The 22317-nt window shown below is 54.0% G+C and carries 23 protein-coding genes; 13 read left to right on the top strand and 10 right to left on the bottom strand.

Annotation, left to right across the window (positions count from 1 at the left end; translation table 11 throughout):
- Positions 1-11 precede the first annotated feature (11 nt).
- Positions 12-2087 (top strand): molybdopterin-dependent oxidoreductase, encoded by a 2076-nt coding sequence (locus AB1763_02060; GenBank protein MEW5831607.1) that lies wholly within the window; start codon positions 12-14, stop codon positions 2085-2087.
- 3 nt (positions 2088-2090) lie between these two features.
- Positions 2091-2426, top strand: a complete 336-nt coding sequence (locus AB1763_02055; protein ID MEW5831606.1) for a YraN family protein — start codon at positions 2091-2093, stop codon at positions 2424-2426.
- Here the strand turns inward: AB1763_02055 and AB1763_02050 are convergent.
- Positions 2413-4455, bottom strand: a complete 2043-nt coding sequence (locus AB1763_02050; GenBank protein ID MEW5831605.1) for an EAL domain-containing protein — start codon at positions 4453-4455, stop codon at positions 2413-2415. The two genes, AB1763_02055 and AB1763_02050, sit on opposite strands and share 14 nt — an antisense overlap.
- Complete coding sequence (locus tag AB1763_02045) at positions 4452-5384, bottom strand: cytochrome c peroxidase (GenBank protein ID MEW5831604.1); 933 nt, start codon at positions 5382-5384, stop codon at positions 4452-4454. The genes AB1763_02050 and AB1763_02045 overlap by 4 nt, the downstream gene beginning before the upstream one ends.
- Positions 5385-5555: 171 nt before the next feature.
- Here AB1763_02045 and trxA point away from each other — a divergent pair, with 171 nt between their 5' ends.
- From trxA to AB1763_02020, 5 genes are all read left to right on the top strand, one after another.
- Positions 5556-5873: a thioredoxin gene (gene trxA / locus AB1763_02040; protein MEW5831603.1), complete on the top strand. Its 318-nt coding sequence runs from the start codon at positions 5556-5558 to the stop codon at positions 5871-5873.
- Between the two features lie 201 nt (positions 5874-6074).
- A complete protein-coding gene (trxB, locus tag AB1763_02035; protein MEW5831602.1) occupies positions 6075-7010 on the top strand; it encodes a thioredoxin-disulfide reductase in 936 nt (311 codons plus the stop codon).
- Positions 7011-7092: 82 nt separating this feature from the next.
- Entirely contained in the window at positions 7093-7863 is a 771-nt protein-coding gene (dapB, locus tag AB1763_02030) for a 4-hydroxy-tetrahydrodipicolinate reductase (protein MEW5831601.1), read from the top strand.
- 9 nt (positions 7864-7872) lie between these two features.
- Positions 7873-9225: an amidophosphoribosyltransferase gene (purF, locus tag AB1763_02025; protein ID MEW5831600.1), complete on the top strand. Its 1353-nt coding sequence runs from the start codon at positions 7873-7875 to the stop codon at positions 9223-9225.
- Between the two features lie 8 nt (positions 9226-9233).
- Entirely contained in the window at positions 9234-10196 is a 963-nt protein-coding gene (locus AB1763_02020; GenBank protein ID MEW5831599.1) for a TIGR01212 family radical SAM protein, read from the top strand.
- Here AB1763_02020 and AB1763_02015 read toward each other — a convergent pair.
- The 6 genes from AB1763_02015 to AB1763_01990 all read right to left on the bottom strand — a co-directional run bounded on the left by AB1763_02015 (position 10193) and on the right by AB1763_01990 (position 14571).
- The gene (locus tag AB1763_02015) at positions 10193-10723 is read right to left on the bottom strand and encodes a DUF2393 family protein (protein ID MEW5831598.1); all 531 of its coding nucleotides are present in this window, start codon (positions 10721-10723) and stop codon (positions 10193-10195) included. The genes AB1763_02020 and AB1763_02015 overlap by 4 nt on opposite strands.
- Positions 10720-11235, bottom strand: a complete 516-nt coding sequence (locus AB1763_02010; protein MEW5831597.1) for a DUF2393 family protein — start codon at positions 11233-11235, stop codon at positions 10720-10722. The genes AB1763_02015 and AB1763_02010 overlap by 4 nt, the downstream gene beginning before the upstream one ends.
- Entirely contained in the window at positions 11232-11906 is a 675-nt protein-coding gene (gene hisIE / locus AB1763_02005; GenBank protein MEW5831596.1) for a bifunctional phosphoribosyl-AMP cyclohydrolase/phosphoribosyl-ATP diphosphatase HisIE, read from the bottom strand. Before hisIE ends, AB1763_02010 begins: the two co-directional genes overlap by 4 nt.
- Before the next feature lie 79 nt (positions 11907-11985).
- On the bottom strand, positions 11986-13020 hold the full coding sequence (locus AB1763_02000) for a prohibitin family protein (GenBank protein ID MEW5831595.1): 1035 nt from the start codon (positions 13018-13020) through the stop codon (positions 11986-11988).
- 49 nt (positions 13021-13069) lie between these two features.
- Positions 13070-13990 (bottom strand): branched-chain amino acid transaminase, encoded by a 921-nt coding sequence (locus AB1763_01995; protein ID MEW5831594.1) that lies wholly within the window; start codon positions 13988-13990, stop codon positions 13070-13072.
- 131 nt (positions 13991-14121) lie between these two features.
- A complete protein-coding gene (locus tag AB1763_01990) occupies positions 14122-14571 on the bottom strand; it encodes a globin (protein ID MEW5831593.1) in 450 nt (149 codons plus the stop codon).
- Between the two features lie 144 nt (positions 14572-14715).
- Between AB1763_01990 and AB1763_01985 the strand changes: the two genes are divergently transcribed.
- Positions 14716-16131, top strand: coding sequence for an aldehyde dehydrogenase family protein (locus AB1763_01985; protein ID MEW5831592.1), 1416 nt, complete (start codon positions 14716-14718; stop codon positions 16129-16131).
- Between the two features lie 12 nt (positions 16132-16143).
- Positions 16144-16614 (top strand): thioredoxin-dependent thiol peroxidase, encoded by a 471-nt coding sequence (bcp, locus tag AB1763_01980; GenBank protein ID MEW5831591.1) that lies wholly within the window; start codon positions 16144-16146, stop codon positions 16612-16614.
- A 53-nt stretch (positions 16615-16667) separates the two neighbouring features.
- Here the strand turns inward: bcp and AB1763_01975 are convergent, their stop codons facing one another.
- Entirely contained in the window at positions 16668-18182 is a 1515-nt protein-coding gene (locus tag AB1763_01975; protein ID MEW5831590.1) for a DUF3373 family protein, read from the bottom strand.
- 309 nt (positions 18183-18491) lie between these two features.
- Here AB1763_01975 and rpsB point away from each other — a divergent pair, with 309 nt between their 5' ends.
- The 4 genes from rpsB (at position 18492) to fliR (ending at position 21824) form a co-directional block, all read left to right on the top strand.
- Complete coding sequence (gene rpsB, locus AB1763_01970; GenBank protein ID MEW5831589.1) at positions 18492-19268, top strand: 30S ribosomal protein S2; 777 nt, start codon at positions 18492-18494, stop codon at positions 19266-19268.
- 2 nt (positions 19269-19270) lie between these two features.
- A complete protein-coding gene (gene tsf, locus AB1763_01965; protein ID MEW5831588.1) occupies positions 19271-20338 on the top strand; it encodes a translation elongation factor Ts in 1068 nt (355 codons plus the stop codon).
- A 77-nt stretch (positions 20339-20415) separates the two neighbouring features.
- Entirely contained in the window at positions 20416-21057 is a 642-nt protein-coding gene (locus AB1763_01960; GenBank protein ID MEW5831587.1) for an ABC transporter ATP-binding protein, read from the top strand.
- Positions 21058-21059: 2 nt separating this feature from the next.
- Positions 21060-21824, top strand: coding sequence for a flagellar biosynthetic protein FliR (gene fliR / locus AB1763_01955; GenBank protein MEW5831586.1), 765 nt, complete (start codon positions 21060-21062; stop codon positions 21822-21824).
- On the opposite strand, the gene AB1763_01950 is transcribed toward fliR, so the two are convergent.
- Positions 21816-22289, bottom strand: a complete 474-nt coding sequence (locus AB1763_01950) for a hypothetical protein (GenBank protein MEW5831585.1) — start codon at positions 22287-22289, stop codon at positions 21816-21818. The two genes, fliR and AB1763_01950, sit on opposite strands and share 9 nt — an antisense overlap.
- Between the last annotated feature and the right edge of the window lie 28 nt (positions 22290-22317).

Here is a 22317-nt window from a genome sequence, read left to right as displayed (position 1 = left end):
AGAAGAATCCGATGGTCATAGACAGCGTATGTACCTATTGCGGTGTGGGATGCGATATTTCCGCTGAGGTCGAAGACAACAAGGTCCGGAAGATTTTTGCCAAGGAAGAGGGGACGGTTTCCCAGGGAAGACTTTGCATCAAAGGGAAACAGGGCTGGGATTTCATGACCCATTCAAAGCGGCTGCGGAACGCACGCGTGCGCAAATCATTCCTCGCCAAAAACGCCGCGCTGTTTGCCGATCTGGATATGGATTATCTCGAGCCCGTCGGGACAGAATGGTACGAAATCAGCTACAACAGCGCCTATGAGCTGGCCGCTCGGAAACTGCGGGCCATTACCGATCAGTACGGTTCGCACGCGTTCGCAGCGATCGGAGGGGCGCGGACGAGCTGCGAGAGCTCATACCTTTTCCAGCATTTCACCCGTCACGTCGTCGGTTCGCCGCACGTGGACAATTGTGCCCGTGTCTGCCACTCCCCGTCGCTGAAAGGGATGCGCACCACGATCGGGGAGGGTGCGGCAACCAACCCGTTTGACGACATCTACGAGACCGAGTATATGGTAGCGATGGGGACCAATACGACCGAGGGGCATCCGATCGTGGCCAACCGGATGCTTGACGTCATCAAGAACAAAGGGGTGGAACTGGCCGTTCTCGACGTCCGCCGCATCCAGCTCTCGAAATCGGCAAGCGAGCACCTGAGCATCCCTTATGAAGCCAACCTGATGGTGCTGAACATGCTCGCATACGTCATCATCAGCGAAAATCTCGTCAATACGGAGTTCGTCAACACACGGACCAAAGGGTATGAGGAGTACAAAAACGCCATCCTCTCCGATCCGTACGCGAATCCCGATTTCTTCTTGCAGCTTCCCGGTTATGAACCGCTTGCCGATGAGGTACGTACGGTCGCACGCAAATACGCGACCCGTAAAAGCCTTTTTTTCTGGGGACTCGGAATCACCGAGCATCTGGACGGATCGTATGCGGTGATGGCAATCACTCATCTGGCGATGCTCACCGGAAATATCGGAAAACGGGGAGCCGGACTGATGCCGTTGCGCGGACAGAATAACGTGCAGGGAACGTGCGACGTGGGAATGCTTCCTTATTACGCCCCGGACTATCAGCCTCCCAAGGAAGTCGGGATGATGACTCCCGACCTGATCGACGCGATGGGGCGGGGTGAAATCAAAGCCCTGTTCAACATCAGCGAAGACATCGCCCACATTCACCCCAACCAGAACAAGATCCACTCGGCCCTCGGGAATCTGGAACTTCTGATCGTCAACGAGTTGTTCGACAACGAGATCACCAAATTCGCCGATATCGTTTTCGGCGTCAAGAGCGCTTATGAGAAGACGGGCGTCTATGTCAATGCCGAGCGCCGCCTGCACCTTTCGCAACCGCTGGTCAACGTCACGATGCCCGATGACTGGGAAGTAATCGCCGAAATCTCTAAACGCTACGGCACCGATCTGGGAGTCAACAGCCCGCGTGACGTATGGGAACGTGTCCGGGTCGATGCACCGTTGCGTTTCGGTGGGGCAAGTTACGAAAAACTCGAAGCCGCGCGCTTAAGCGGCCTGCAATGGCCGGTACAGGAAGAAGATCTGCCGGTGCTTCATATCGACGCGTTCCGGACCAAGGACGAGCTGGGTTCGTTCCGTTACAAACAATACGAACCGCGCGGACAGGTACAAGAACTCCTGGAACGTCAAGGGCACGAAGGATATTATCTGACGACGGGGCGGGTGCTTGTCCATTACAATAACGCCGCACAGACGAATATGTGCGAAAAACTTCACCGTTCGCACGACGAGGATATCCTCCTCGTCAGTGTCGATGATGCCGATTTTTTCGAATACAAAGATTTCGTGGTTTTGCGGAGCGAGTACGGACAAAGCGCGCCGTTACGGGTCAAAGTGAGCACGACGATCAAAAAAGGGACGATGTTCACCACGTTTCACCATGCGAAGAGCCGGATCAATTTTCTGTTCGGAGACGAATGCGACGAACTGATCCGTACCGCACGGTTCAAATCGGTCAAAGTCGAGGTCCTCAAGCCCGACTACCTGGAGTAACCCGTGCATACCCGCGCGATAGGCAATGCGGCCGAAGAGCGCGGGTGCGACTATCTCCGCAGCAGGGGGCTGCGGATTATTGATCGCAACGTCTACAACCGCTTCGGCGAAATCGACATTATTGCGATACAGGGGAACGTGCTTCGCTTCGTCGAAGTGAAAAGCGCCCGTTCCTACGAACAGGCGGTTCACAATATCACTCCCGCGAAACTGTCCAAACTGAACCGCGCGATACAGTCGTACCTGCAGCAAAAAAGGCTGAACCTCGATTACTGCGTCGACGCATTGATCGTTTGGGAAGAGGGTATCGAATGGATCGAAAATATCACTCTGGGCTGAGCGGAAGAGGAGAAGGTTCGTAAAAATAAAATCCCTGGGCCGCATCGATCCCGAGGGATCGGACGATCTGCGCCACCGCTTCGTTATGGACGAATTCGGCCACCGTTTCGATGGATGCGGCACGGGTAAAGTTGACGATCGTCTGAACGATCGTGACCGCTTTGGAATCGTTGTCGAGATGGCGGATCAGTGAGCCGTCGATTTTGATAATATCGACGGCAAGATTGAGGATGCGGGCAAAATTAGAATAGCCGCTTCCGAAATCGTCGATCGCGATCCGGCACCCGTAGCGGCGTACATGGGCGATGAATTCAAGCGTCCCTTCGTATCGCTCGATCGCCTCGCTCTCCAGGATTTCGAAAATAATTCTTTTCCCGATCCCTTCATGCTTTTCCAGCAGTTGCGTGATGAGTTCAACCGTTTCATTGTTTTCGATATCGTCGATCGAGAGATTGATCGAAAAATTCCCTGTACGGGAGGCGATGATCGCGAAGCTTTTGGAAATAATGATACGCGAAAGGGGGTTGTAAAGCCGCGATTCCTTGGCGACGTGCAAATAGGGATAGATGGAGCGGACCTCGCCGTCTTTCATGACGATGCGCGCCAACACTTCGTGTTTCGCCGCCATCCCCGATGAGAGAGCGACGATCGGTTGAAAATAGGGGATGACCCGGTCTTCTTCGAGCGCTTCACGAAGTTCTTTGGCTTTGGTGACGTTCTCTTCGATCACCTGGCGAAGATTGAGCCCTTCGTGATAGAAGATGGGGTTGTGCTGCTGTTTGCTTTTGAGCGCCATATCGGCGTTTTCGAGAAGGGGCGCTATGTTCGATGCCGCGACGGTGATCGAAGGGGTGCGGACTTCCCCGTCGATGACGATCGGCTCGCGCGGAAACAGATGCAGCACGCTTTTTGCCGCTTCTTCGAGGGAAAGAAGGGGACTTTCTTCGAAAAGGATACCGAAATCGTCGGCCCCAAGGCGGTAGTAGGAAACATGGTTTCCGGCAAATCCCATCGTTTTGATCCGCCGCGCCGTTTCGATCAGCAGACGGTCCCCTTCCTGAACGCCGTAAAAATCGTTGTAATGCTTGAATTTGTTGATGTTGATCAGGATGAGAGACAGTTTACGGGACGCGTGGCGTATTTTCTCTTCGTAGGCTTTGCGGTTGCGCAGGCGGGTCAGTGGATCGCGGCGTGCCTCCTTTTCGCTGCGGATGAGAAAAAAGGTGATCAGCCCGATGCTGATGATGAACAATGCGACCAGCAGATAGGAAAAATAGTTGATCAGTCGCAGTTCGCTGTCCGACTCGTTCAGGAACGTTTCATTGCTGCGGTGGAGGGAGCGGATGACTTGGGGATCGTTGATCTCCTCGAGATGGCGGACGTAGCGGGGAAAATACTCCTCGATGACCCTGAAATGGGCGATAGAACGCTCAAGAAGGTCATTTTTCAGCGGATCGTTCAGGCGATTTTTCGATAAAGAGGTGATCGAAGCGTTCAGCGAGGCGATCAGCTGCGCGTCCATCCCGTTTTTTGCGAGGAGAATGGCTCCGCTGATACGGCTGATTTCGCGAAAGAGTTCCTGTTCCGCCGCGTTAGCGGCTTTAAGGGCGAAAAGGCGGTTTTGCAGGGCCAAAATCGCGGCAGTCGAATTTTTGATGACGGTGTTGACGGTTTGAAAATCGTAGATTGCACGTACTTTCGCATCGAACGCTTCGGCATGGTTTCTGAGCTCTTCGAGGGTTGCGGGATGGCCGTCGGCGATATGGGGATTGTGCAGCAGGACATCGATTTTGACGCCGATCAAAGTGATTTTTTGATTGACGTCGTCTTGATTGGTGTAGAGAAAAAAAGTGTTATGGAGGATCTGGTAATCGAGGCGTTTGTGGGCCGTTTCGATCTCTTTGAAGGAGAGCTCGATCGCGTTGCGGTGGACGAAATAACGGTTGGAAAACGATTTGAACAAAAATAGGGCGCTGAGCGCGCTGACGCCCAGGATGACGGTGAGGATCAGTTTGAGCGAGAGTTTCATCGGCGGGCCGTTTTTGAGGGGAGTTCCCCGTTTAGGGTCTGCAAAAAAGCGACCAGAGCGCGAATCTCCGCGGGAGTGAGGGTCATTCCCAGGTTGTGGTACGACATCCGTGCGATCGCTTCGCTGAGGGTCGCGGCGCTTCCGTCGTGGAAATAGGGAGCGGTACGCGCGATGTTGCGCAGCGTCGGAACCTTGTAGACGTTTTTATCGATCGGACGCTTGGTCAGGGCATAGCGGTCGGAGGTTCTCGCATCGTAGGGGATGGCGATGATGGCCCCCATTTTCTGGAAAGAGTTTCCGCCGATGTTGACGCCGTTGTGGCACGAGACGCAGCCGAGGGTTTTAAACAGTGTGTACCCCTTGGCTTCCAGAGGAGAAAGGCGTATTTCACCCCGAAGGTAGCGGTCGAATTTGGCGTTGGGGGTTATCAGGGTTTTTTCGTACTCGGCGATCATGACGGCGATGTCGTCGGGGGTGAGGGTCGCGCGTCCCGTGAGGGCGGCAAACGCTTTGGCGTACTCGGGGTGCGACTGTAGCCGGCGAGCCGCTTCGGAGAGGGGAAGACCCATTTCGACCGGGTTGTGGATTGGCCCCAGTGCCTGCTCGCTGAGCGTTTTGGCCCGGCCGTTCCAGAATTGGACGAAGTTAAACGCGGCGTTGAATACCGTCGGTGCGTTCATGGTCCCCTGTAGATTGCGAATGCCGGTCGAAATTTTTTTGCCGTCGGCGCCGCTCGAGAAGACGTCGTGGCAGGAAATGCAGGCGACGGTGCGGTCTTTGGAAAGGATGGGATCGGCGAAAAGTTTTTCGCCGAGGGCGGCTTTGTCCGGATCGTACGAAACGGAACGGGGAATCGGTACAATCGGTTCGGCCGCTTGCAACAGCACTCCCGCAACCATCCAACCGATTACCCACCCCTTTCGCTTCATGTATTGATCCGGTACCTTTCTTGAAAATTCTGTTTTATTGATTATCTCCAAAAAATCCTTAAGATATTTCGGAGCGATCCTGAGAAAAAATGTGATCATTATGTAATAAGACATTTTAAAGATTGGGGCGTTATAATGACCCCATAAACATTCGCAACTCAAGGAAAAACAATGGGTAAATACATTGAATTGACAGTTTCAAACTTTGATGAAGTAACAAAAGAGGGTGTCGCATTGGTCGATTTCTGGGCTCCTTGGTGCGGACCATGCCGTATGATCGCTCCGGTTATCGAAGAACTGGCGGCCGACTACGACGGCAAAGCCAAAATCTGTAAAGTGAACACCGATGAAGAGCAGGATATCGCCGTTAAATACGGTATCCGTTCTATCCCGACCATCCTTTTCTTCAAAAACGGGGAAGTGGTCGAGCAAATGGTCGGTGCCGCGTCGAAACAGGCGTTCGCGGACAAACTCAACGCACTTCTTTAATCACCCCCTTTCCGCCGCCGGAGCCTCGGCGGCAACCTCTTTTTCTCTTCTTTTACGCTATTCGTTATTTTCGCCTGCAACGTATTAATTATAGTAATTTAAATTATAATTTTTTTATCCCGTATGTTTAGTTCGAAAAGAGCTGGTTTATCTACAACAGGGTATGATAAGCTCCTACCATAACAAGTCAGGAGACGGCAGATGCTAGATTGTGCAATTATCGGAGGAGGACCGGCCGGTTTGACGGCTGGGCTTTATACTACGCGCGGAGGGCTCGCGGACGTTACGATGTTTGAAAAAGGGATGCCCGGCGGTCAGATTACCATGAGTTCGGAGATTGAGAATTATCCCGGTGTTACGGGGCACATCAGCGGGATGGACCTGATGATCCCCTGGCCCGAGCAATGCCAGAAATTCGGTTTGAAACATGAAATGGCCGAAGTGGTACGCGTGTCGCGCGGTGCCGGGGGGATTTTTACCGTACACAAAGGGGACGGAAGCAGCGTCGAAGCCAAAAGTGTCATCGTCTGTACGGGGTCAACCCCCAAGCGGGCGGGTTTTGTCGGCGAAGACGTGTTTTTCGGACGGGGGGTGAGTACGTGCGCCACCTGCGACGGCTTTTTTTACAAAGGTAAGGAAGTGGCGGTCATCGGGGGCGGCGATACGGCACTCGAAGAGGCACTCTACCTGGCAAAAATCTGTGCGAAAGTCTATCTGATCCACCGCCGCGATACGTTTCGGGCTGCACCGAGTACGATTGATCGGGTGAAACATACCGAGAACATCGAACTGGTCCTCAACGCCACTCCCGAAGAGGTCGTCGGCGACACGTCGGGAGTGACCGGAATCCGGGTCGCGTTCGCGGACGGAACGACACGTCATATCGACGTACCGGGAGTTTTTACGTTTGTCGGGTACAACGTCAACAACCAGGTACTGATCCAAGAAGACGGCAGTTTTCTGTGCGACATGACACCTTGGGGCGAGGTCAAGGTCGATTTGAGCATGAAAACGTCGGTTCCCGGGCTTTTTGCGGCGGGCGACATGCGCGAACAGGCTCCCAAGCAGGTTGTGTGCGCGGCCGGTGACGGGGCGGTGGCGGCGCTCCAGGCGATCGCTTACGTCGACCATCATTGAAAGAGCGTTTTCGTTTACGCCCTTTTTAAACACTAAAACGGTAAAATGCGCTTAGAAATAATGCACAATAGGGATCACACAGATGGTAAGAGCAGGTGTTTTCGGAGCGGGAGGGCGTGTCGGCAAGCTGCTGATCGAAGATTTGCGGCACGAAAAAGAGATTTCACTGGGTGCGGTATACGTCCGCAATGAACTCAATTTTTCGATTGATCCGTCGGTCCTGGTGACCAACGATATGGCGACGCTTCTCAAAGGGTCGGACGTCATCATCGACTTTTCGCTTCCCGAAGCGACGCAGCTTCTCCTTGAACAGGCGATCAAACACCCCAGACCTCTCGTTATCGGGACTACCGGCCTGGACAACCACCAAATGAATCTCCTCAAAACGGCCAGCGAATCGATGCCGATCCTTTATGCGACGAATATGTCGCTGGGGGTTGCGCTGCTGAACAAACTGGTCCACATCGCCGCCAAGACCCTCGAGGGATTCGACATCGAGATCGTCGAACAGCACCACCGCCACAAGAAAGATGCTCCCAGCGGTACCGCGCTGACGCTGGCCCATTCGGCGGCGGACGCACGGAACCTCGATCTGGATGCGGTGCGGGTGAGCGGGCGTAACGGCAATATCGGCGAGCGGACCAAAGACGAGATCGCGGTCATGGCGCTGCGCGGCGGAGACATCGTCGGACGCCATACGGTCGGGTTTTACAATGAAGGGGAATTCGTCGAACTCCACCATACCGCGACAAGCCGCAACACCTTCTCCAAGGGGGCGATTCGCGCGGCAAAATGGCTGGCCGGAAAACCAAACGGCCTTTACTCGATCCAAGACTGTCTTGAACTTGCATAAGGAAACAGCGTGCGTAGCTTAAACGAAAAATGTGCCGTCGTCGGTATTTTTGACCATCCGGAAGCCTCTAAACTGGCCTATTTCTCTCTTCATGCACTCCAGCACCGCGGCCAGGAAGCGGCCGGTATCAGCACCGGGGACGGCGAAAAACTCTACACGATCAAAGACCGCGGCCTCGTGACGCAGGTATTCGATACCCAAAAACTCAATACGCTCAAGGGCCACATGGCGATCGGCCATACCCGCTACTCTACGGCCGGAGACGACTCGATCCTGGATGCACAGCCTGTCTTTGCCCGCTACGACCTCGGAGAGATGTCGATCGTTCACAACGGGAACCTCACCAACGCCAAAGAGGTGCGCGACGCCCTGATCAAAAAAGGGGCGATTTTCCAGACCTTCATGGACACCGAAAACCTGATCCACCTGATCGCCAAAAGCGATCAGCACCATCTGACCGACCGGATCATCGATGCGGTCAAAAAGATCGAAGGGGCCTATTCGCTGGTCTTCCTCAGCCGCTCGAAAATGTTTGCGATGCGCGATCCTCACGGTTTCCGCCCCTTGAGTCTCGGGCGGGTCGGCGACGGGTACGTCGTCGCATCCGAGACGTGTGCGTTTGACCTGATCGGTGCGGAGTATATCCGTGACGTCGAACCGGGTGAGCTCCTGATTTTTGAAAAAGGGAAAGCCCCCCAGTCGATCAAAGTCTTCGAAGCGACGCCGAAACACTGTATCTTCGAATACGTCTATTTCGCACGTCCCGATTCGAACGTCTACAAGCAAAACGTTTATGAAATGCGAAAAGCGATGGGGAAAGAACTTGCCAAAGAGCAGCCTTCTATCGGTGCTGACATGATCGTCCCCGTTCCCGATGGCGGTGTTCCCGCCGCGATCGGTTACGCGCAGCAAAGCGGTATCCCATTCGAGATGGCGATCATGCGTAACCACTACATCGGCCGTACGTTTATCGAACCGACGCAGGAGATGCGAGACCTGAAGGTCAAAATGAAACTCTCTCCGATCGAGCACCTGATCAAGGGCAAAAGCCTTGTCGTTATCGACGATTCGATCGTCCGCGGCACGACGAGCCGCCAGATCGTCCGGATGCTCAAAGCCGCCGGCGCGCGCGAAGTCCACATGCGGATTTCGAGCCCGCCGACGACCGATCCGTGTTTTTACGGCGTCGATACTCCCGACAAAGAGAAGCTGATCGCGGCGAACATGTCGATCGAGGAGATCTGCGCTTTTATCGAAGCCGATTCGCTCGGATACCTGAGCAACGAAGCCCTTCTGCATAGCGTCAACGGCAAGGAAGAGAATTACTGTACCGCCTGTTTCACGGGCAAATACATCATCTAAGAGGCCCGATGCGGGAGCAGATTTTTACGTTCGGGCAATATCTGCACCGCCGATTCGGCTTCAAAGTCTCCAAGGTACCCGTTTCCATTTCGGGGTTCACCTGTCCGAACATCGACGGAACCGTCGCCAAGGGGGGGTGTACTTTCTGCGAGAACGATTCGTTCAGTCCGAGTCTTGACCGCGCCCGCCCGCTGAAAGGCTTTTTTCTCAATCTCTCTTCCGCCGAAAACCCTTTTTTGGAACAGCAGCTTCGTCAGCTGGAGTGGCAGTTCGAAACCCTGTCCAAAAAACTCCGCGAAGAAAACGGTGCCGAAAAATTTCTCGTCTATTTTCAGAGTTTTACGAATACCTACGCTCCTCTGGAAACCCTTAGAGCGCTTTACGAAAAGGCCCTTTCGTTTGAGAACGTCGTGGGGTTGAGCATCGGTACAAGGTCGGACAGCATTACCGACGAAACGATGCGCTATCTCGCCGAACTTTCAAAACGGACCGAAATCTGGGTCGAATTCGGAATCCAGTCGATTTACGACGCGACACTGCAGCGGATTAACCGGGGCCATGACAGCGCCAATGTCAAAGAAGCGATCACAAAAGCCAAAAGCTACGGTCTCAACGTGTGCGGGCATCTCATTTTCGGCCTGCCCGGGGAGACGAAGGAGATGATGCTCGAAACGGCCAAAGAAGCGTATGCGTTGGGGATCGATTCGGTGAAATACCATCCTCTCTACGTGGTAAAGAGGACCGCTTTGGCCAACGAGTATGCCCGTGGGGAATTCGAGCCGATTTCGCAGGAGCTGTATCTTGAAGTGCTTTCCGAAGCGCTGCGGCTTAAACCCGCACAGGTGAGCGTCCAGCGGATCAGTGCGGGGATCGATGACGATACCCTCGTCGCCCCGATGTGGTGCCGGGACAAAAACGACCAGCTCAAAAACGTGAATGCGGCACTCCGAACGTGGGGGCTCAAATACTAATCGACCTGCGCTTCGACTTCGAACGACGCTTTGTCGAAATGGCTCGGATAATCGACGAGGAGCCTGAAGGTTTTGGAGGCACCGGGGTTGAGGCTCTCGGCAATGACGTGCCGCGAGAAGACGTTCTGGCGTTTGAATTCGGGATCGTCGTCCTGAAAGAGCTGCTCGAACGCGCTCGGTTCGCTGAACTGCGAGGCTTTGGCGTGAGTGCCGCCTTTGATGTTTGAGAGCTTTAAGACGGCGCTCACCTGCCCGACGGGATGGTTTCCGACGTTGCGCACCGTCCCTTTGATAAGGATCTGTTCGGACTGGTAAAAGCGCTCGTCGCTCAGATTCGAAATCTGTACCTTGTAAACGCTTTCGTTGATCAGGGGCCAAAGCATCGCCACAAAGAAGCCGATGACCAATACGACGGTCAGAAAAACGGAAAATTTTGACCGGCTTCGCAATGCCAGCACCGTTCCCGCGAGAAACAGCACACCGCAAATAACGATTAGTAGATAATGCCAGCTCGTTAAGGGACTCATTTGCAATCCGCCTTTGCCGTGATATTGTATTCTTTGGTATATCGGAAAGGTTCGACAAAGAGTTTAAAGGGGGCTGATTGATTGGGCTTGATCGTCTCTTCCACTTTCAGGGAGGCTTTTTGAAAAGGGATATTGGGATAGATCCGGTCCAGATAAGGGTTACCGCTCACTTTGTGTACCCCGACGCTTACGGTACATTCGCCGAACGTCCGTTTTGAGGTGTTGCGGATCTCCCCTTTGACCAGCAGCGCTTCGGTGAATTCGAGTGCTTTGACCTGCGAGAGGACGAGGGTGTTACTGAAGAGATACCGGTGCATCATCGTGTATCCCACGGCGCTCCCGACCGTCAGTACCCCGAATGCCACCAGCACCAGAAAAACGGCAAGCCCGAGGTGATGGCGCAAAAAGACGGCGAGTCCGAGGATCAGGATGAAAAGGAGTATGACCGCTCCGAAGAGGAGATAGTCGTAAACGAGAAGATGGTCGATGAAATCGAGAATGTACGTTTTCATGAAGGCCTTGAGTTTTTCTCCGCGATCCCGCTTGTCCCGAATCGGCGTGCGAGTTCTTGTTTGATACGGTCGGGAGAGATATTTTTATGTCCGAGCGCGACCAGGACGTGATAGACCAAATCGGCACATTCGTAAATAATTTCACTCTCATTTCCGTCTTTGATCGCAAAAGAGAATTCTCCCGCTTCCTCGACCACTTTTTTGAGGATCGCGTTGTCCCCTTTCGAGAGGAGCTTCGCCGTCCACGAGGTTGATGGATCGGCATTTTTGCGGCTGAGAATCGTGTGGTAGAGCTCGTCGATGATTCCGTAGGCTGCGGCGGTGTCAATCTGGGGTTCGGAGATGACGCTGCCCGTTTCGATGTCGGTAAAGAAACACGATTTACGCCCCGTATGGCAGGCGACCCCTTCCTGACGCACCTGGATGAGCAGGGTGTCATTGTCGCAATCGAGCAAAAAACGCTCGATGTGCTGCAGATGGCCGCTGCTTTCCCCTTTTTTCCACAGGCGCTGTTTGGAGCGGGAGTAGTAGTGGGCGGTTCTCGTCGAGAGGGAAAGTTCGAGCGCTTCGCGGTCCATGTAAGCCATCATAAGTACTTCGAGGGTCGTCGAGTCCTGGACGATAACGGGAAGGAGGGGGGACTTTTGCCAGTCGATATGATCGAGATTCATGCGGAAACCTTTTTCGTATTTGGGAAGAGTCCACGGCTGAACCCCTGCCAAACCCTCCGAAGAGGGGAGATGGGATCGGTTATTTCGAAGAGACCTTCTGGGTATGGTCGCTTTTCATGTCAACCCAGATGTTGGGCGTAGAGCCGCCGGGGGTGAGAAAAATTTTCGCGTCCTTGTTCTCTTTGAGCGCCTCGTTGAATTTTCCCTGTACCTTGATCTGCTCGAGTTTGAGAAGTCCCGGAGTGATCGAATTGGCAATCAGCTGATTGGCTTTTGCCTGGGCCTGGGCTTCGATGGTGAGGGCGTTGGCGACCCCCTGTGCCTCAGTCTCTTTTTTGAACGCCTCTTGTTTGGCTCTTTCGACTTCCTGCTGTGCCCGCTCGACTTCCTGTTTGGCGACCTGGACACGTTCGATCTGGTCTTTGACTTTTTGGGGAAGGACGATTTCGCGCAGCTGTACCGATTCGAGCTCGGCGGGACCGTTTTTCTGGCGGCCGACGTTGCTGCGGATGCCGCTTTCGATCTTCTGCGCAATCGTGTTGCGCATGATGGGAAGGTTTTCGGCTTCATACTGCCCTACCACGTTGCGGACGATGTCGCGGGCGACCGGATCGATGATTTTGTCTTCCCAGCTAAAGCCCCAGTTCGAAACCGTCTGGGCGGCCAGCTGCGCATTGAGCCGGTACTGGACCGTCAGCTCGATTGAAACGGGAAGCCCCCGTTTGTCCAGAACGGTAATGGCCGGTTTGACCAGAATCCCGTCTCCGGTGGTCGAGGCACGGTCGATTTTATCCGCGTAATTGATGATGCGGACTTTGGTGTCGACGACGTAGACCTGCTGGATCAGGGGGATGATGAAGTGCAGACCCGGAAGAAGGGCCTGGGCTTCGTATTTTCCGTTGGTCGAGAGGATGCCGCGCTCCCCTTCGTTGATGATGACGAAAGGTTTGGCCAGGATCAGCAGCAGCACGAATCCTCCGATCAGCCAGAGCATTCCCGCCTTCTGGCTGTTCATATTGAAATCGATTTTCGGCGATTTTGGGGTCTGAAACCCTCCGCCCCGCTGGCTTTCGTTTTTCTTCTTGTTGAAGTAGTCGTTCATGTCGCTGGCCATCTAGTGTCCTCTTCTGATCTGTAATGGATGGGTGCAGTTATACCCAAATTTAGTCAATGTACGTCAAATAATGGTCGAAATCGGCATTGCGTCCGCAGACGATGTCGAAATAACCGCTCTGAAGTTTTTCGGTAATGGGTCCGCGTCCGCCGGCGCCGAGTACCCGTGCGTCGACTTCGCGCACCGGGGTGAGCTCCGCCGCGGTCCCGGTGAGGAACGCTTCGTCGGCGGTGTAGATCTCTTCGCGGCTGATGCGGCGGCGGGTCACTTTGTACCCGAGGTATTCGGCCAGTTCGATGACCGTTTTCTGGGTGATCGAAGCGAGCGAGTTGTCGTTGGGCGGAGTGATGATCTCGCTGTCTTTAATCATAAAGAACGCCGCACCGCTCGCTTCGGCAACGTACCCTTCATCATCCAGCAGGAGCGCTTCGTCGTAGCCCGCTTCGACCGCTTCGAATTTGGCCATCTGGCTGTTGAGGTAGTTTCCGACCGCTTTGGCTTTTCCCATGTTCGATTTGTTGTTCGGGCGGCTGAACGAAGAGATTTTCAGGCGGATACCCCGTTTCATCCCTTCTTCACCGAGGTATGCGCCCCATTCCCACGCCGCAACCGCTACTTCGACGGGGGCTTCTTTGTGATAAACGCCCATGACGCCGTATCCGAGGTAGACGATCGGGCGGAGGTAGACGTTTTCCCCCGTAAAGCCGTTGGCCTTGAGAAGTTCGATCTGGGCCGCATTGAGCTCTTCGATGGTGTACGGGACGTTGATGAGGGTCATTTTCGCCGATTCAATCAGGCGTTTGGTATGGTCGTTCAGGCGAAAGATCGCGTATCCCTTGGGCGTTTTGTACGCTTTGGTACCCTCGATGGCTCCGTTACCGTAGTGGAGGGTATGCGAGAGGACGTGAATTTTTGCCTCGCTCCAGGGGAGCATTTTGCCGTTCATCCAAATGTATTTGGCTTCGTTCATGAGAAAGGTCTCCGGTAGAAAAAAATTGGAAGATTTTAACCAAGATGGGGTTTAAGGTTTATTAAGAAGAAAAGAACGGGATGCGGCGGACGATAAGAAAGAGTGCGGGGAAAACCCCCGCTTTCGGCTTCTCAATGGTTCGGAGTGTTAATCATCCAGATCGAGAAGACATCGAGGTAATTCCAGAACGACTCGATGTATTCGGGGCTGACCCCCTCGTTTTCGAGTTCGGGGAGGAGCTTCGCGTAAAATTCGAGCCATCGGCGGCGTGCGGCCTCGTCGATTCTAAACGGTGCGTGACGGCCCACCATCCGCGGTTCCCCCCGCGTCTGGGCAAAATAATCGGGACCGCCGCAGATCTGGATCAAAAAGTCGGCGGCGTGTTTTTTGGCTGCGGCGAAATCCTCTTCGTCATGAATCGGGAACAAAAACGAAATGTCGCTGTTGCGTATCATCTCGTAGTGGTCGTCGACCAGTTTACGAAACCGTTCTTCCCCAACCTGGAAATAAAAGCCCGGATGCGGTTTGGTCACCGGCGGGCGTACCCCTAAAACACCGTCAGTAATCTTGAGTTCCAGCATAAAATCCCCTGCGTATTTTTGGGACACATTCTAAGAGGTTTTCATCAAGAGATTCCTTAAAACGGTTTCTTCTCCCTCATTTTAGGTGGGGGTTTGTATAATTGAAACATTCATCAGAATCAATTTCGACAACAGGAATGCGCTATGGATGCACATGTATGGATGGGATCGACGCGGACCCAACCGGCCCGATACGCCGAACGGAAAAGTCCGTATGACGGAAAGGTCGTCTCCCGATGGGGGGTATGCGGTGCCGAGGATGCTCTGCGGGCCCTCACGATTGCCGAAAAAGCGGCCAAAACGGCCAGAAAAACTCCGTTGCATCGCCGGTGCGCGTGGCTCAACGACGTCGCGGCGAGACTTCGCGAGCGCCGTGAAGAGTTTGCGCGGGTGTTGTGCGACGAAGTCGGCAAGCCGATAACGTATGCCCGGATTGAAGTCGACCGATGCATCGAAACGATCACCTTGTCGGCCGAAACGATGCGGACCATGCACGGTGAGACGATCAATACCGACGCGATGGAGAGCGGAAGAAGCGCCCACGCGTACTGGCGACGCGAAAGTGCGGGGGTCATCGTGGCGATCACCCCGTTCAATTTCCCCCTTAACCTCGTCGCGCACAAGCTTGCCCCGGCATTGGTGTCGGGTAATGCGGTCGTCTTGAAGCCGACCCCAGAGGCGCCGTTGTGCGCCTACAAGCTGGCCGAGCTTTTCATTGAAAGCCCTTACGCCGTTCCCGATGCCCTTAGCGTCGTTTACGGCGATGCCGAAGTGGGCGGCACGCTCGTCTCCAGCGACATTCCGCGCGTCGTCAGCTTTACCGGATCGGTCGGGGTTGGGAACATCATCACCAAAAATGCCGGAATCAAAAAAGTGAGTCTGGAACTGGGAGGGAACGCCGCAACTTACATCGATGCGGACGCCGACCTCGAATATGCCGCGCAACGTTGCGCCATCGGCGCTTTCGTCAATTCCGGGCAGGTCTGCATCTCGCTGCAGCGCATTTACGTCGATGCATCGGTATACGACGCATTTGCCGCGAAGATGGCCGAGGCTACCGCCGCGCTTGTTGTCGGTTCCCCCTATGACGAAGGGACGTTTCTGGGGCCGCTGATCAATGACGAAGCGGCAATGAGAGCGATGAATTGGGTAGAAAGCGCGATTGCCGAAGGGGCTCGGGCATTGACGCCGCCGCGGCGGGAAGGGCGGATTTTTTACCCCTGCGTCATGGCCGATGTGACCGAATCGATGAAGATCGTGTGCGAGGAGGTATTCGCCCCGATCGTCAGTCTGGTGAAAGTCGAAGGGATCGACGATGCGGTGATGCGGATGAACAATTCCCCCTACGGATTGCAGTTTTCGGTCTTCACCAACAACCTTTCCCACGTCAAGAAAATGATCGACGAGTGCGAGGCGGGGGGAGTCGTCATCAACGATATGCCGACGCTGCGTTTCGACATACAGCCCTACGGCGGGGTGAAACTCAGCGGCGTTGGGCGTGAAGGCCCCCGTTTTGCGATCGAAGAGTTTACCGAAATCAAATCGATTGTTATTTTATAAGAAGGAAATTACATGTTGGAAGTAGGAACTGCGGCTCCCGATTTTTGTTTGAGTAACCAGGATGATGTAGAGATATGTTCACGCGATCTGCGGGGTAAATGGATTGTGCTTTACTTTTATCCCAAAGATTCGACGCCCGGATGTACGACCGAAGCGTGTGAATTCAGTGCCGCGATGGACGAATACGACGACCTCGGGGCGATCATTCTAGGGGTAAGTGCCGACAGCACCAAATCCCACCGCAATTTCATTGCCAAACAAAACCTCGGCATCACGCTGCTCAGTGATCCGACGACGCAGATGATGCAAGATTACGGTGTGTGGGCGCTGAAAAAGAATTACGGGAAAGAATATATGGGAATCGTCCGTTCGACGTACATCATCGATCCTAAAGGGACGGTACGTGCGGTATGGACAAACGTGAAAGTGAAAGATCATGTTGCCAAAGTCAAAGAGGAACTGGCCACGCTGCAAAACGGGTGATGGAAAAGTGCGGCCGCCGGAATCAAATCCCGGCGGTATATAAAAATCTTCTCTTAAAAACGGTAACGGAGATAGGCGCGGATGTCTTGCGCTTTGTCGACGGCACTGGTGCCGCTGGAAACGTCGCCGATCGCGGTGGGGGTTCCGCTTGAACTTCCGAAGAAACCGTTGCTTCCGGTATAGTCGTAGTCGATGTAGGTGTAACGGAGCTGGAACGAAAGGATGTCGTCGACGAGGGGTTCGGTAAAGTAGACTTCGTACGCGTCACCCCGTGCGGCGATTTTAGATCCGATCATAGTATCTTCACCGTACGTTATGGGACGCCAGTAGTTCGAACCGTGATTGAATTCGATCCCCCAGCGTCCCTCCTCGCTGATGAGAGAGGGAAACTGTGTACCGATCCAGTAGCTGTAACCGGTTTTGGCGTCGGTCGAACCGAGCATCCCCTGTTTACCCGCATCGGGGTCGGTCCGCGACATTGCACCGCTGATGAATACCGTCGTATCATCGAGGAAGTCGCTGATCCCGTCTCCGATGCCGTTCACCATTGCAAACGCAGTGGCGGTGTGGAGCCCCCCTACCGCTTCCATCGTTGTAGAGCTGGGCGTGGTGGTGTCGATAAGGTTGACCGCGTAGGTATACTGAAAGCCGGTACTGTATTGTTTGTCGTCGTAGGGGACGACGATGATGCCGACCATGTCGTTGTTACTCGTAAGTGCGTCTTCACCGCTGTAGGGAGCCGCGGCAAAACGGGGTTCGGCATTGCTCATTCCCCGTCCGGCGCACAGTTTGAAATACGATCCCTCGAGCCCGACGATCTCTTCGGTGCCGAATTTGGCGCTCATCCCGTCAAATTCGACATTGATCGCATGGGCCAGGGGCGAGGAAGCGTCGACATCGTCGCGCAGGTTGATCAGGTGCCCTTCGGTAGAGGGGCGCCGACCGATACTGAACGTCCAGGGGACATCGGCGCCGAAAAATTCGTCGTCGGTGTAGAGGAAATAGGCCGAGCGGACGCGGAGCTCGTCATTATAGGCCGATTCGTTGCTGACCCAGTCAAATCCTTCGAACGGCGCCGAAGAGGAGGCCATGGAGCGTTCGCCGAAAATTTTGTTGTAGGCGAGCTGACCGGTGAAGCTGATGTTTTCGTTGGCGGCGTAACTCATGTTCAGCCATAGGCGGTTGCTGAAAAGGGCATCGTTTTTGCGGGTGGTTCCGTCGGCCATTTCATAGCGGAGATTATCGACGCTGGTGCGGAAATCGACCCCCCATTTGAGATTATCGTTATTGGTTTTTTTGTTCAGATCGTCGATCTGGTCTTGCATCTCTTCGAGCGTTTCATCGAGTTTGGACGATGAGGCGACCGTTGTTTTGGGAGCGTCGGCATCAGGGGTTGAAAGCCGCGAAGAGAGTTTGGCGTTTTCGTTTTTGAGCGCATTGAGCTCGGCTTTGAGCGCCGCCATCTCTCTTTCCATTTTTTCGAACCGCTCCAGTAAAGCGTCGTTGGCGGTCGCTCCGGTTGTCAGGAATGCCGCGGCGGCTACCGAAACCATTATCCGTTGAGTCATCATTTCTCCTTATCTGATCATCCGCGCGTCAGGTAGTGTGGCGATATTAACAAAAATTATATAAAAGTAATTTGAATAAGTTGAAATTTGTGTGATAAAAACGTGACGTTGCGCACATCATTAAACACAGATTAAATTAAGCTCTATTTCAGTATAATCCGCACGATTTTCTCTCCCGTTTCACGACGGCCTCGAGAAAAAAATCGCAAGCGCACCGCCGTTCTCGTGCAACCGATGGTTCATCGGCCCTGTCCGCGGTCGCCCAAGAAAACGAAGAACAAACTAAATATCTCTCCTCAGGAGTCACACATGGTCACAATGAAAGACCTTCTCGAATGTGGTGTCCACTTCGGTCACCAAACACGTCGCTGGAACCCGAAAATGAAAAAATACATTTTCGGCGTCCGCAAAAACATTTACATCATCGACCTCCAAAAAACATTGCGTTATTTCCGCAATGCGTATCAGCAAGTCGTTGACGCTGCGGCGGAAGGGAAAACCGTTCTGTTCGTCGGTACGAAAAAACAAGCGCGCGTAGCGATCCGCGAAGCGGCTGAAAAATGCGGCATGCCATACGTTGACAACCGCTGGTTGGGCGGAATGCTCACCAACTTCCCGACAATCCAGAAATCGATCCGCAAACTCGACATCATCGAAGAGATGCAAAGCAGCGGGCAGGTTAACCTTCTGACCAAAAAAGAAGCGCTGATGATGGAACGCCAGAAACAAAAACTGATCGCGTACCTCGGCGGTATCCGCCACATGAAAACGCTTCCCGACATGATGTTCGTTATCGATGCGGTAAAAGAACACATCGCGGTTCAGGAAGCGCGCAACCTCGGAATCAAAGTAGTTGCTCCTCTGGATACCAACTGTGATCCCGACGTCATCGACATCCCCATCCCGGGTAACGACGACGCGATCCGTTCTATACAGCTTTTCTGTAAAGAAATGGCCGAAGCGGTTCTCGAAGGTAAAGCACTGGCTAACGGCGGAAGCGATGAAGCCGTTGCCGAAGAAGAAGTAGCGGTTGAAGCTGCGGCCGAAGAAGCTGCGGCAAGCGAAGAAGTCGCAGAGGAAGCGTAATCATGGCAGAAATTACAGCAGCAATGGTAAAAGCGCTTCGGGAAGCAACCGATGCGCCCATGATGGATTGTAAAAAGGCTCTGACCGAATCCGAAGGAGACATGGAGAAAGCCAAAGAGTGGCTCCGTGACCGAGGTATGGCTCAAACGGCCAAAAAAGCGGACCGTGTTGCGGCAGAAGGCCTTCTGGGGCTGAAAGTCGCCGATACGTTTGCTTCGGCATCGCTCGTCGAGATCAACTCCGAAACCGACTTCGTCGCGAAAAACGACGGTTTTATCGCCCTTGTCGGCAATACTGCGGCACACATTTTTACGACCGGCGTCAGCACTCTTGAAGAGCTGAACGAGTCGTCATACGAAACCGGGACTTTTTCGGAGTATTTCACTGCTCAAGTCGCCCGTATCGGTGAAAAAATCGTTACCCGCCGTTTCGTAACGCTCAATGCCGGCGAAAACGGCGCGGTGAACGGCTACGTCCACTCAAACGGCCGCGTAGGCGTTCTCGTAGCGGCCAAATGCGACAGCCAGAAAACGGCCGAGCTTATGGCTCCGATGCTCAAAAACATCGCGATGCACGCTGCGGCGATGAAACCTTCGGTCCTTTCGTACAAAGATTTCGACGCGTCATTCGTCGAAGCCGAAACAATCGGACGTATCGAAGCGATCAAAACCGAGAACGAAGAACTTGCGCGTTTGAAAAAACCGCTTAAAAACGTTCCCCAGTATATCTCTATGTCACAACTCACTCCCGAAGTGATGGCGGCTGCGGAAGAGGCGATCAAAGCCGAACTCGCCGCAGAGGGAAAACCGGAGAAAATCTGGGCTAACATCATCCCGGGTAAACTTGCCCGTTTCGTTGACGACAACACGACGCTGGACAAAGAGCTGGCGCTTCTTGACCAGAAATACGTCATGGACGACTCTTTGACGGTAGCCGAAGCGGTTGCCAAAGAAGCCGCGAAACACGGCGGTACTGCCGAGATCGTCGAATTCATCAAGTATGAAGTCGGCGAAGGTATCGAAAAACAAGTCACCGACTTCGCTGCCGAAGTCGCTGCACAAATGGGATAAGCCTCCGGGCGCATCCTCTGCCCGCTTCGGCGGGACCCCTTCCTTTTTCTTAATCTAATTTCTCCTATAATTGCTCCATGACACTTATAAACGCCACATCCTTATCGCATGCATTTGAGTATCCGCTGTTTGAGGATATATCGCTTGGTCTGCAAAGCGGCGAATCGATTGCGATCGTCGGGGTGAGCGGCAGCGGAAAATCGACGTTGATGCATGTCCTTTCGACGATGCTGCGTCCCAACGGCGGCAGAGTGGAACTGTTCGGGCGGGATATTTACGCACTCAATGATGCGGAATTGGTTCGCCTCCGGCGTCACGAACTGGGGCTTATTTATCAGAGCCACTATCTTTTTAAAGGGTTCAGTGCGTACGAGAACCTTGAAGTCGCGGCCCTTTTGGCAAACGAGACGATCGACCCGCAACTGCTCGAGCGGCTTGGAATCGAGCGCGTCATTACCCAAAAAGTAACCGAACTCTCCGGCGGGCAGCAGCAGCGGGTATCGATCGCCAGGGTCCTCTCCAAAAAACCGCGCCTCATTTTCGCGGACGAGCCGACGGGCAATCTCGATCATGCCACGGCCGAAGAGGTGATGGGGATATTCGAGGAGTATCTTCAAAAGCGTGATGCGGGGATGGTCTTGGTGACCCACGATGAAGCGTTGGCCCGTCGCTGCACCCGTGTATACCGGATGCAAAACGGGACGCTAGACGCGGTGTAGCGATGGAATGGGCGCAGCTGTTCAGCGAAGGGAGGACGATAGCGTTTTTGCTGTTGTTTACCCGTTTTACCGCTCTATTCATGGCGGTTCCCATTTTTTCCCACATGAATATCCCCATCAGCGTCAAAGCGGCAATGGCCTTTTTTTTCACCGTCTTTTTTTTCGGTGCCGTCCCTCCTCTAAACATCCCGACAGACGCGTTGAGCCTTACCGTCGCCATTCTGGGTGAGATGCTCTTTGGGCTGGTGGTCGGGACGATACTGCAGTTGGCGTACCACGTTGTCACGTTCGCCGGCGGGCAGATATCGTTTATGATGGGATTTTCGCTTGCCTCGGCGATCGACCCGCAATCGGGGGTGTCGATGCCGATCGTCAGCCAGTTTTTGGCTCTGCTCGCATTGATGATACTACTCGTTTTCGACCTGCACCACTGGATTTTGCTCTACGCGTCGGCGTCGATATCGCAGGTCCCCCTGGGGGGATTTATGATTACCCCTTCGCTGTTCCAGTACATCATGCATGCCACGCTCAATATGTTCGTCGTGGGCTTTATGATCGCGTTTCCGATCACGGCCCTCTCCATTCTCGCCGACATCATTTTCGGTATGCTGATGAAGACGATGCCGCAGTTCAACCTGCTGGTGATCGGGATGCCGATCAAGATCGCGGTGTCGTTCGTCGTACTGATGGCGACCCTTGCCGCAACGCTGGCCATCGTGACGTCGCAGACCCAAAGCGCCTATAATTTCCTCGAAAAGCTATTCTAGATAGGGACGCGAACGTCGCAGAAGGGGGATAAGCGCTTTGCGCGCCTCTGAGGCCTCTTCGCTGCAGCGTACGAGCGCGGCTTCACTTTCTGCGGCTTCCGATACGAGCGGAATCGGGAAGGTGCAGACGCTGCGCTTCCCGATGAGCAGAACGCTCCCCTCCATCGGCCGTGCGCGGTAGAGCAAGAGTTCGATTCCCCGGTACTGGATCAGGTTGAGAGGGTCGCCTTGCGGGTCGGAGAGGAGCAATGTAACGCGCGATCCGTTGCGAGCCGCTTTGACAAGCAGTTTGTTGAGCTCGGGAAGGTGCAGACGCGGCGTTGCGACGAGGACCGGATCATCCGATTTCCGGAGCGATTCGGAGAGAAAAGCGAGCATGCGGCTTTGGTCGTCAGGGAGGAGAAAGAACGTTTCGTTCCCCAAAAGCAGTGCAAACGGAAAAAGAAATCCCAGAAGTTTTATCATTTAATTTTTTTTTAGTTACAATCATACC

Source organism: Campylobacterota bacterium, assembly GCA_040752835.1.
Taxonomy (GTDB): domain Bacteria; phylum Campylobacterota; class Campylobacteria; order Campylobacterales; family Sulfurimonadaceae; genus Sulfuricurvum.
This window is presented reverse-complemented; position numbering and strand designations above follow the sequence as displayed.

What these genes read in the sequence shown, in the direction of transcription:
- AB1763_02060 (MEW5831607.1), top strand. Translation starts at nt 12, where the DNA reads ATGGTCATAGACAGCGTATGTACCTATTGCGGTGTGGGATGCGATATT.
- AB1763_02050 (MEW5831605.1), bottom strand. Translation starts at nt 4,455, where the DNA reads ATGAAACTCTCGCTCAAACTGATCCTCACCGTCATCCTGGGCGTCAGC.
- AB1763_02045 (MEW5831604.1), bottom strand. Translation starts at nt 5,384, where the DNA reads ATGAAGCGAAAGGGGTGGGTAATCGGTTGGATGGTTGCGGGAGTGCTG.
- trxA (MEW5831603.1), top strand. Translation starts at nt 5,556, where the DNA reads ATGGGTAAATACATTGAATTGACAGTTTCAAACTTTGATGAAGTAACA.
- trxB (MEW5831602.1), top strand. Translation starts at nt 6,075, where the DNA reads ATGCTAGATTGTGCAATTATCGGAGGAGGACCGGCCGGTTTGACGGCT.
- dapB (MEW5831601.1), top strand. Translation starts at nt 7,093, where the DNA reads ATGGTAAGAGCAGGTGTTTTCGGAGCGGGAGGGCGTGTCGGCAAGCTG.
- AB1763_02020 (MEW5831599.1), top strand. Translation starts at nt 9,234, where the DNA reads ATGCGGGAGCAGATTTTTACGTTCGGGCAATATCTGCACCGCCGATTC.
- AB1763_02015 (MEW5831598.1), bottom strand. Translation starts at nt 10,723, where the DNA reads ATGAGTCCCTTAACGAGCTGGCATTATCTACTAATCGTTATTTGCGGT.
- AB1763_02010 (MEW5831597.1), bottom strand. Translation starts at nt 11,235, where the DNA reads ATGAAAACGTACATTCTCGATTTCATCGACCATCTTCTCGTTTACGAC.
- hisIE (MEW5831596.1), bottom strand. Translation starts at nt 11,906, where the DNA reads ATGAATCTCGATCATATCGACTGGCAAAAGTCCCCCCTCCTTCCCGTT.
- AB1763_02000 (MEW5831595.1), bottom strand. Translation starts at nt 13,020, where the DNA reads ATGGCCAGCGACATGAACGACTACTTCAACAAGAAGAAAAACGAAAGC.
- AB1763_01995 (MEW5831594.1), bottom strand. Translation starts at nt 13,990, where the DNA reads ATGAACGAAGCCAAATACATTTGGATGAACGGCAAAATGCTCCCCTGG.
- AB1763_01990 (MEW5831593.1), bottom strand. Translation starts at nt 14,571, where the DNA reads ATGCTGGAACTCAAGATTACTGACGGTGTTTTAGGGGTACGCCCGCCG.
- AB1763_01985 (MEW5831592.1), top strand. Translation starts at nt 14,716, where the DNA reads ATGGATGCACATGTATGGATGGGATCGACGCGGACCCAACCGGCCCGA.
- bcp (MEW5831591.1), top strand. Translation starts at nt 16,144, where the DNA reads ATGTTGGAAGTAGGAACTGCGGCTCCCGATTTTTGTTTGAGTAACCAG.
- AB1763_01975 (MEW5831590.1), bottom strand. Translation starts at nt 18,182, where the DNA reads ATGACTCAACGGATAATGGTTTCGGTAGCCGCCGCGGCATTCCTGACA.
- rpsB (MEW5831589.1), top strand. Translation starts at nt 18,492, where the DNA reads ATGGTCACAATGAAAGACCTTCTCGAATGTGGTGTCCACTTCGGTCAC.
- tsf (MEW5831588.1), top strand. Translation starts at nt 19,271, where the DNA reads ATGGCAGAAATTACAGCAGCAATGGTAAAAGCGCTTCGGGAAGCAACC.
- AB1763_01960 (MEW5831587.1), top strand. Translation starts at nt 20,416, where the DNA reads ATGACACTTATAAACGCCACATCCTTATCGCATGCATTTGAGTATCCG.
- fliR (MEW5831586.1), top strand. Translation starts at nt 21,060, where the DNA reads ATGGAATGGGCGCAGCTGTTCAGCGAAGGGAGGACGATAGCGTTTTTG.
- AB1763_01950 (MEW5831585.1), bottom strand. Translation starts at nt 22,289, where the DNA reads ATGATAAAACTTCTGGGATTTCTTTTTCCGTTTGCACTGCTTTTGGGG.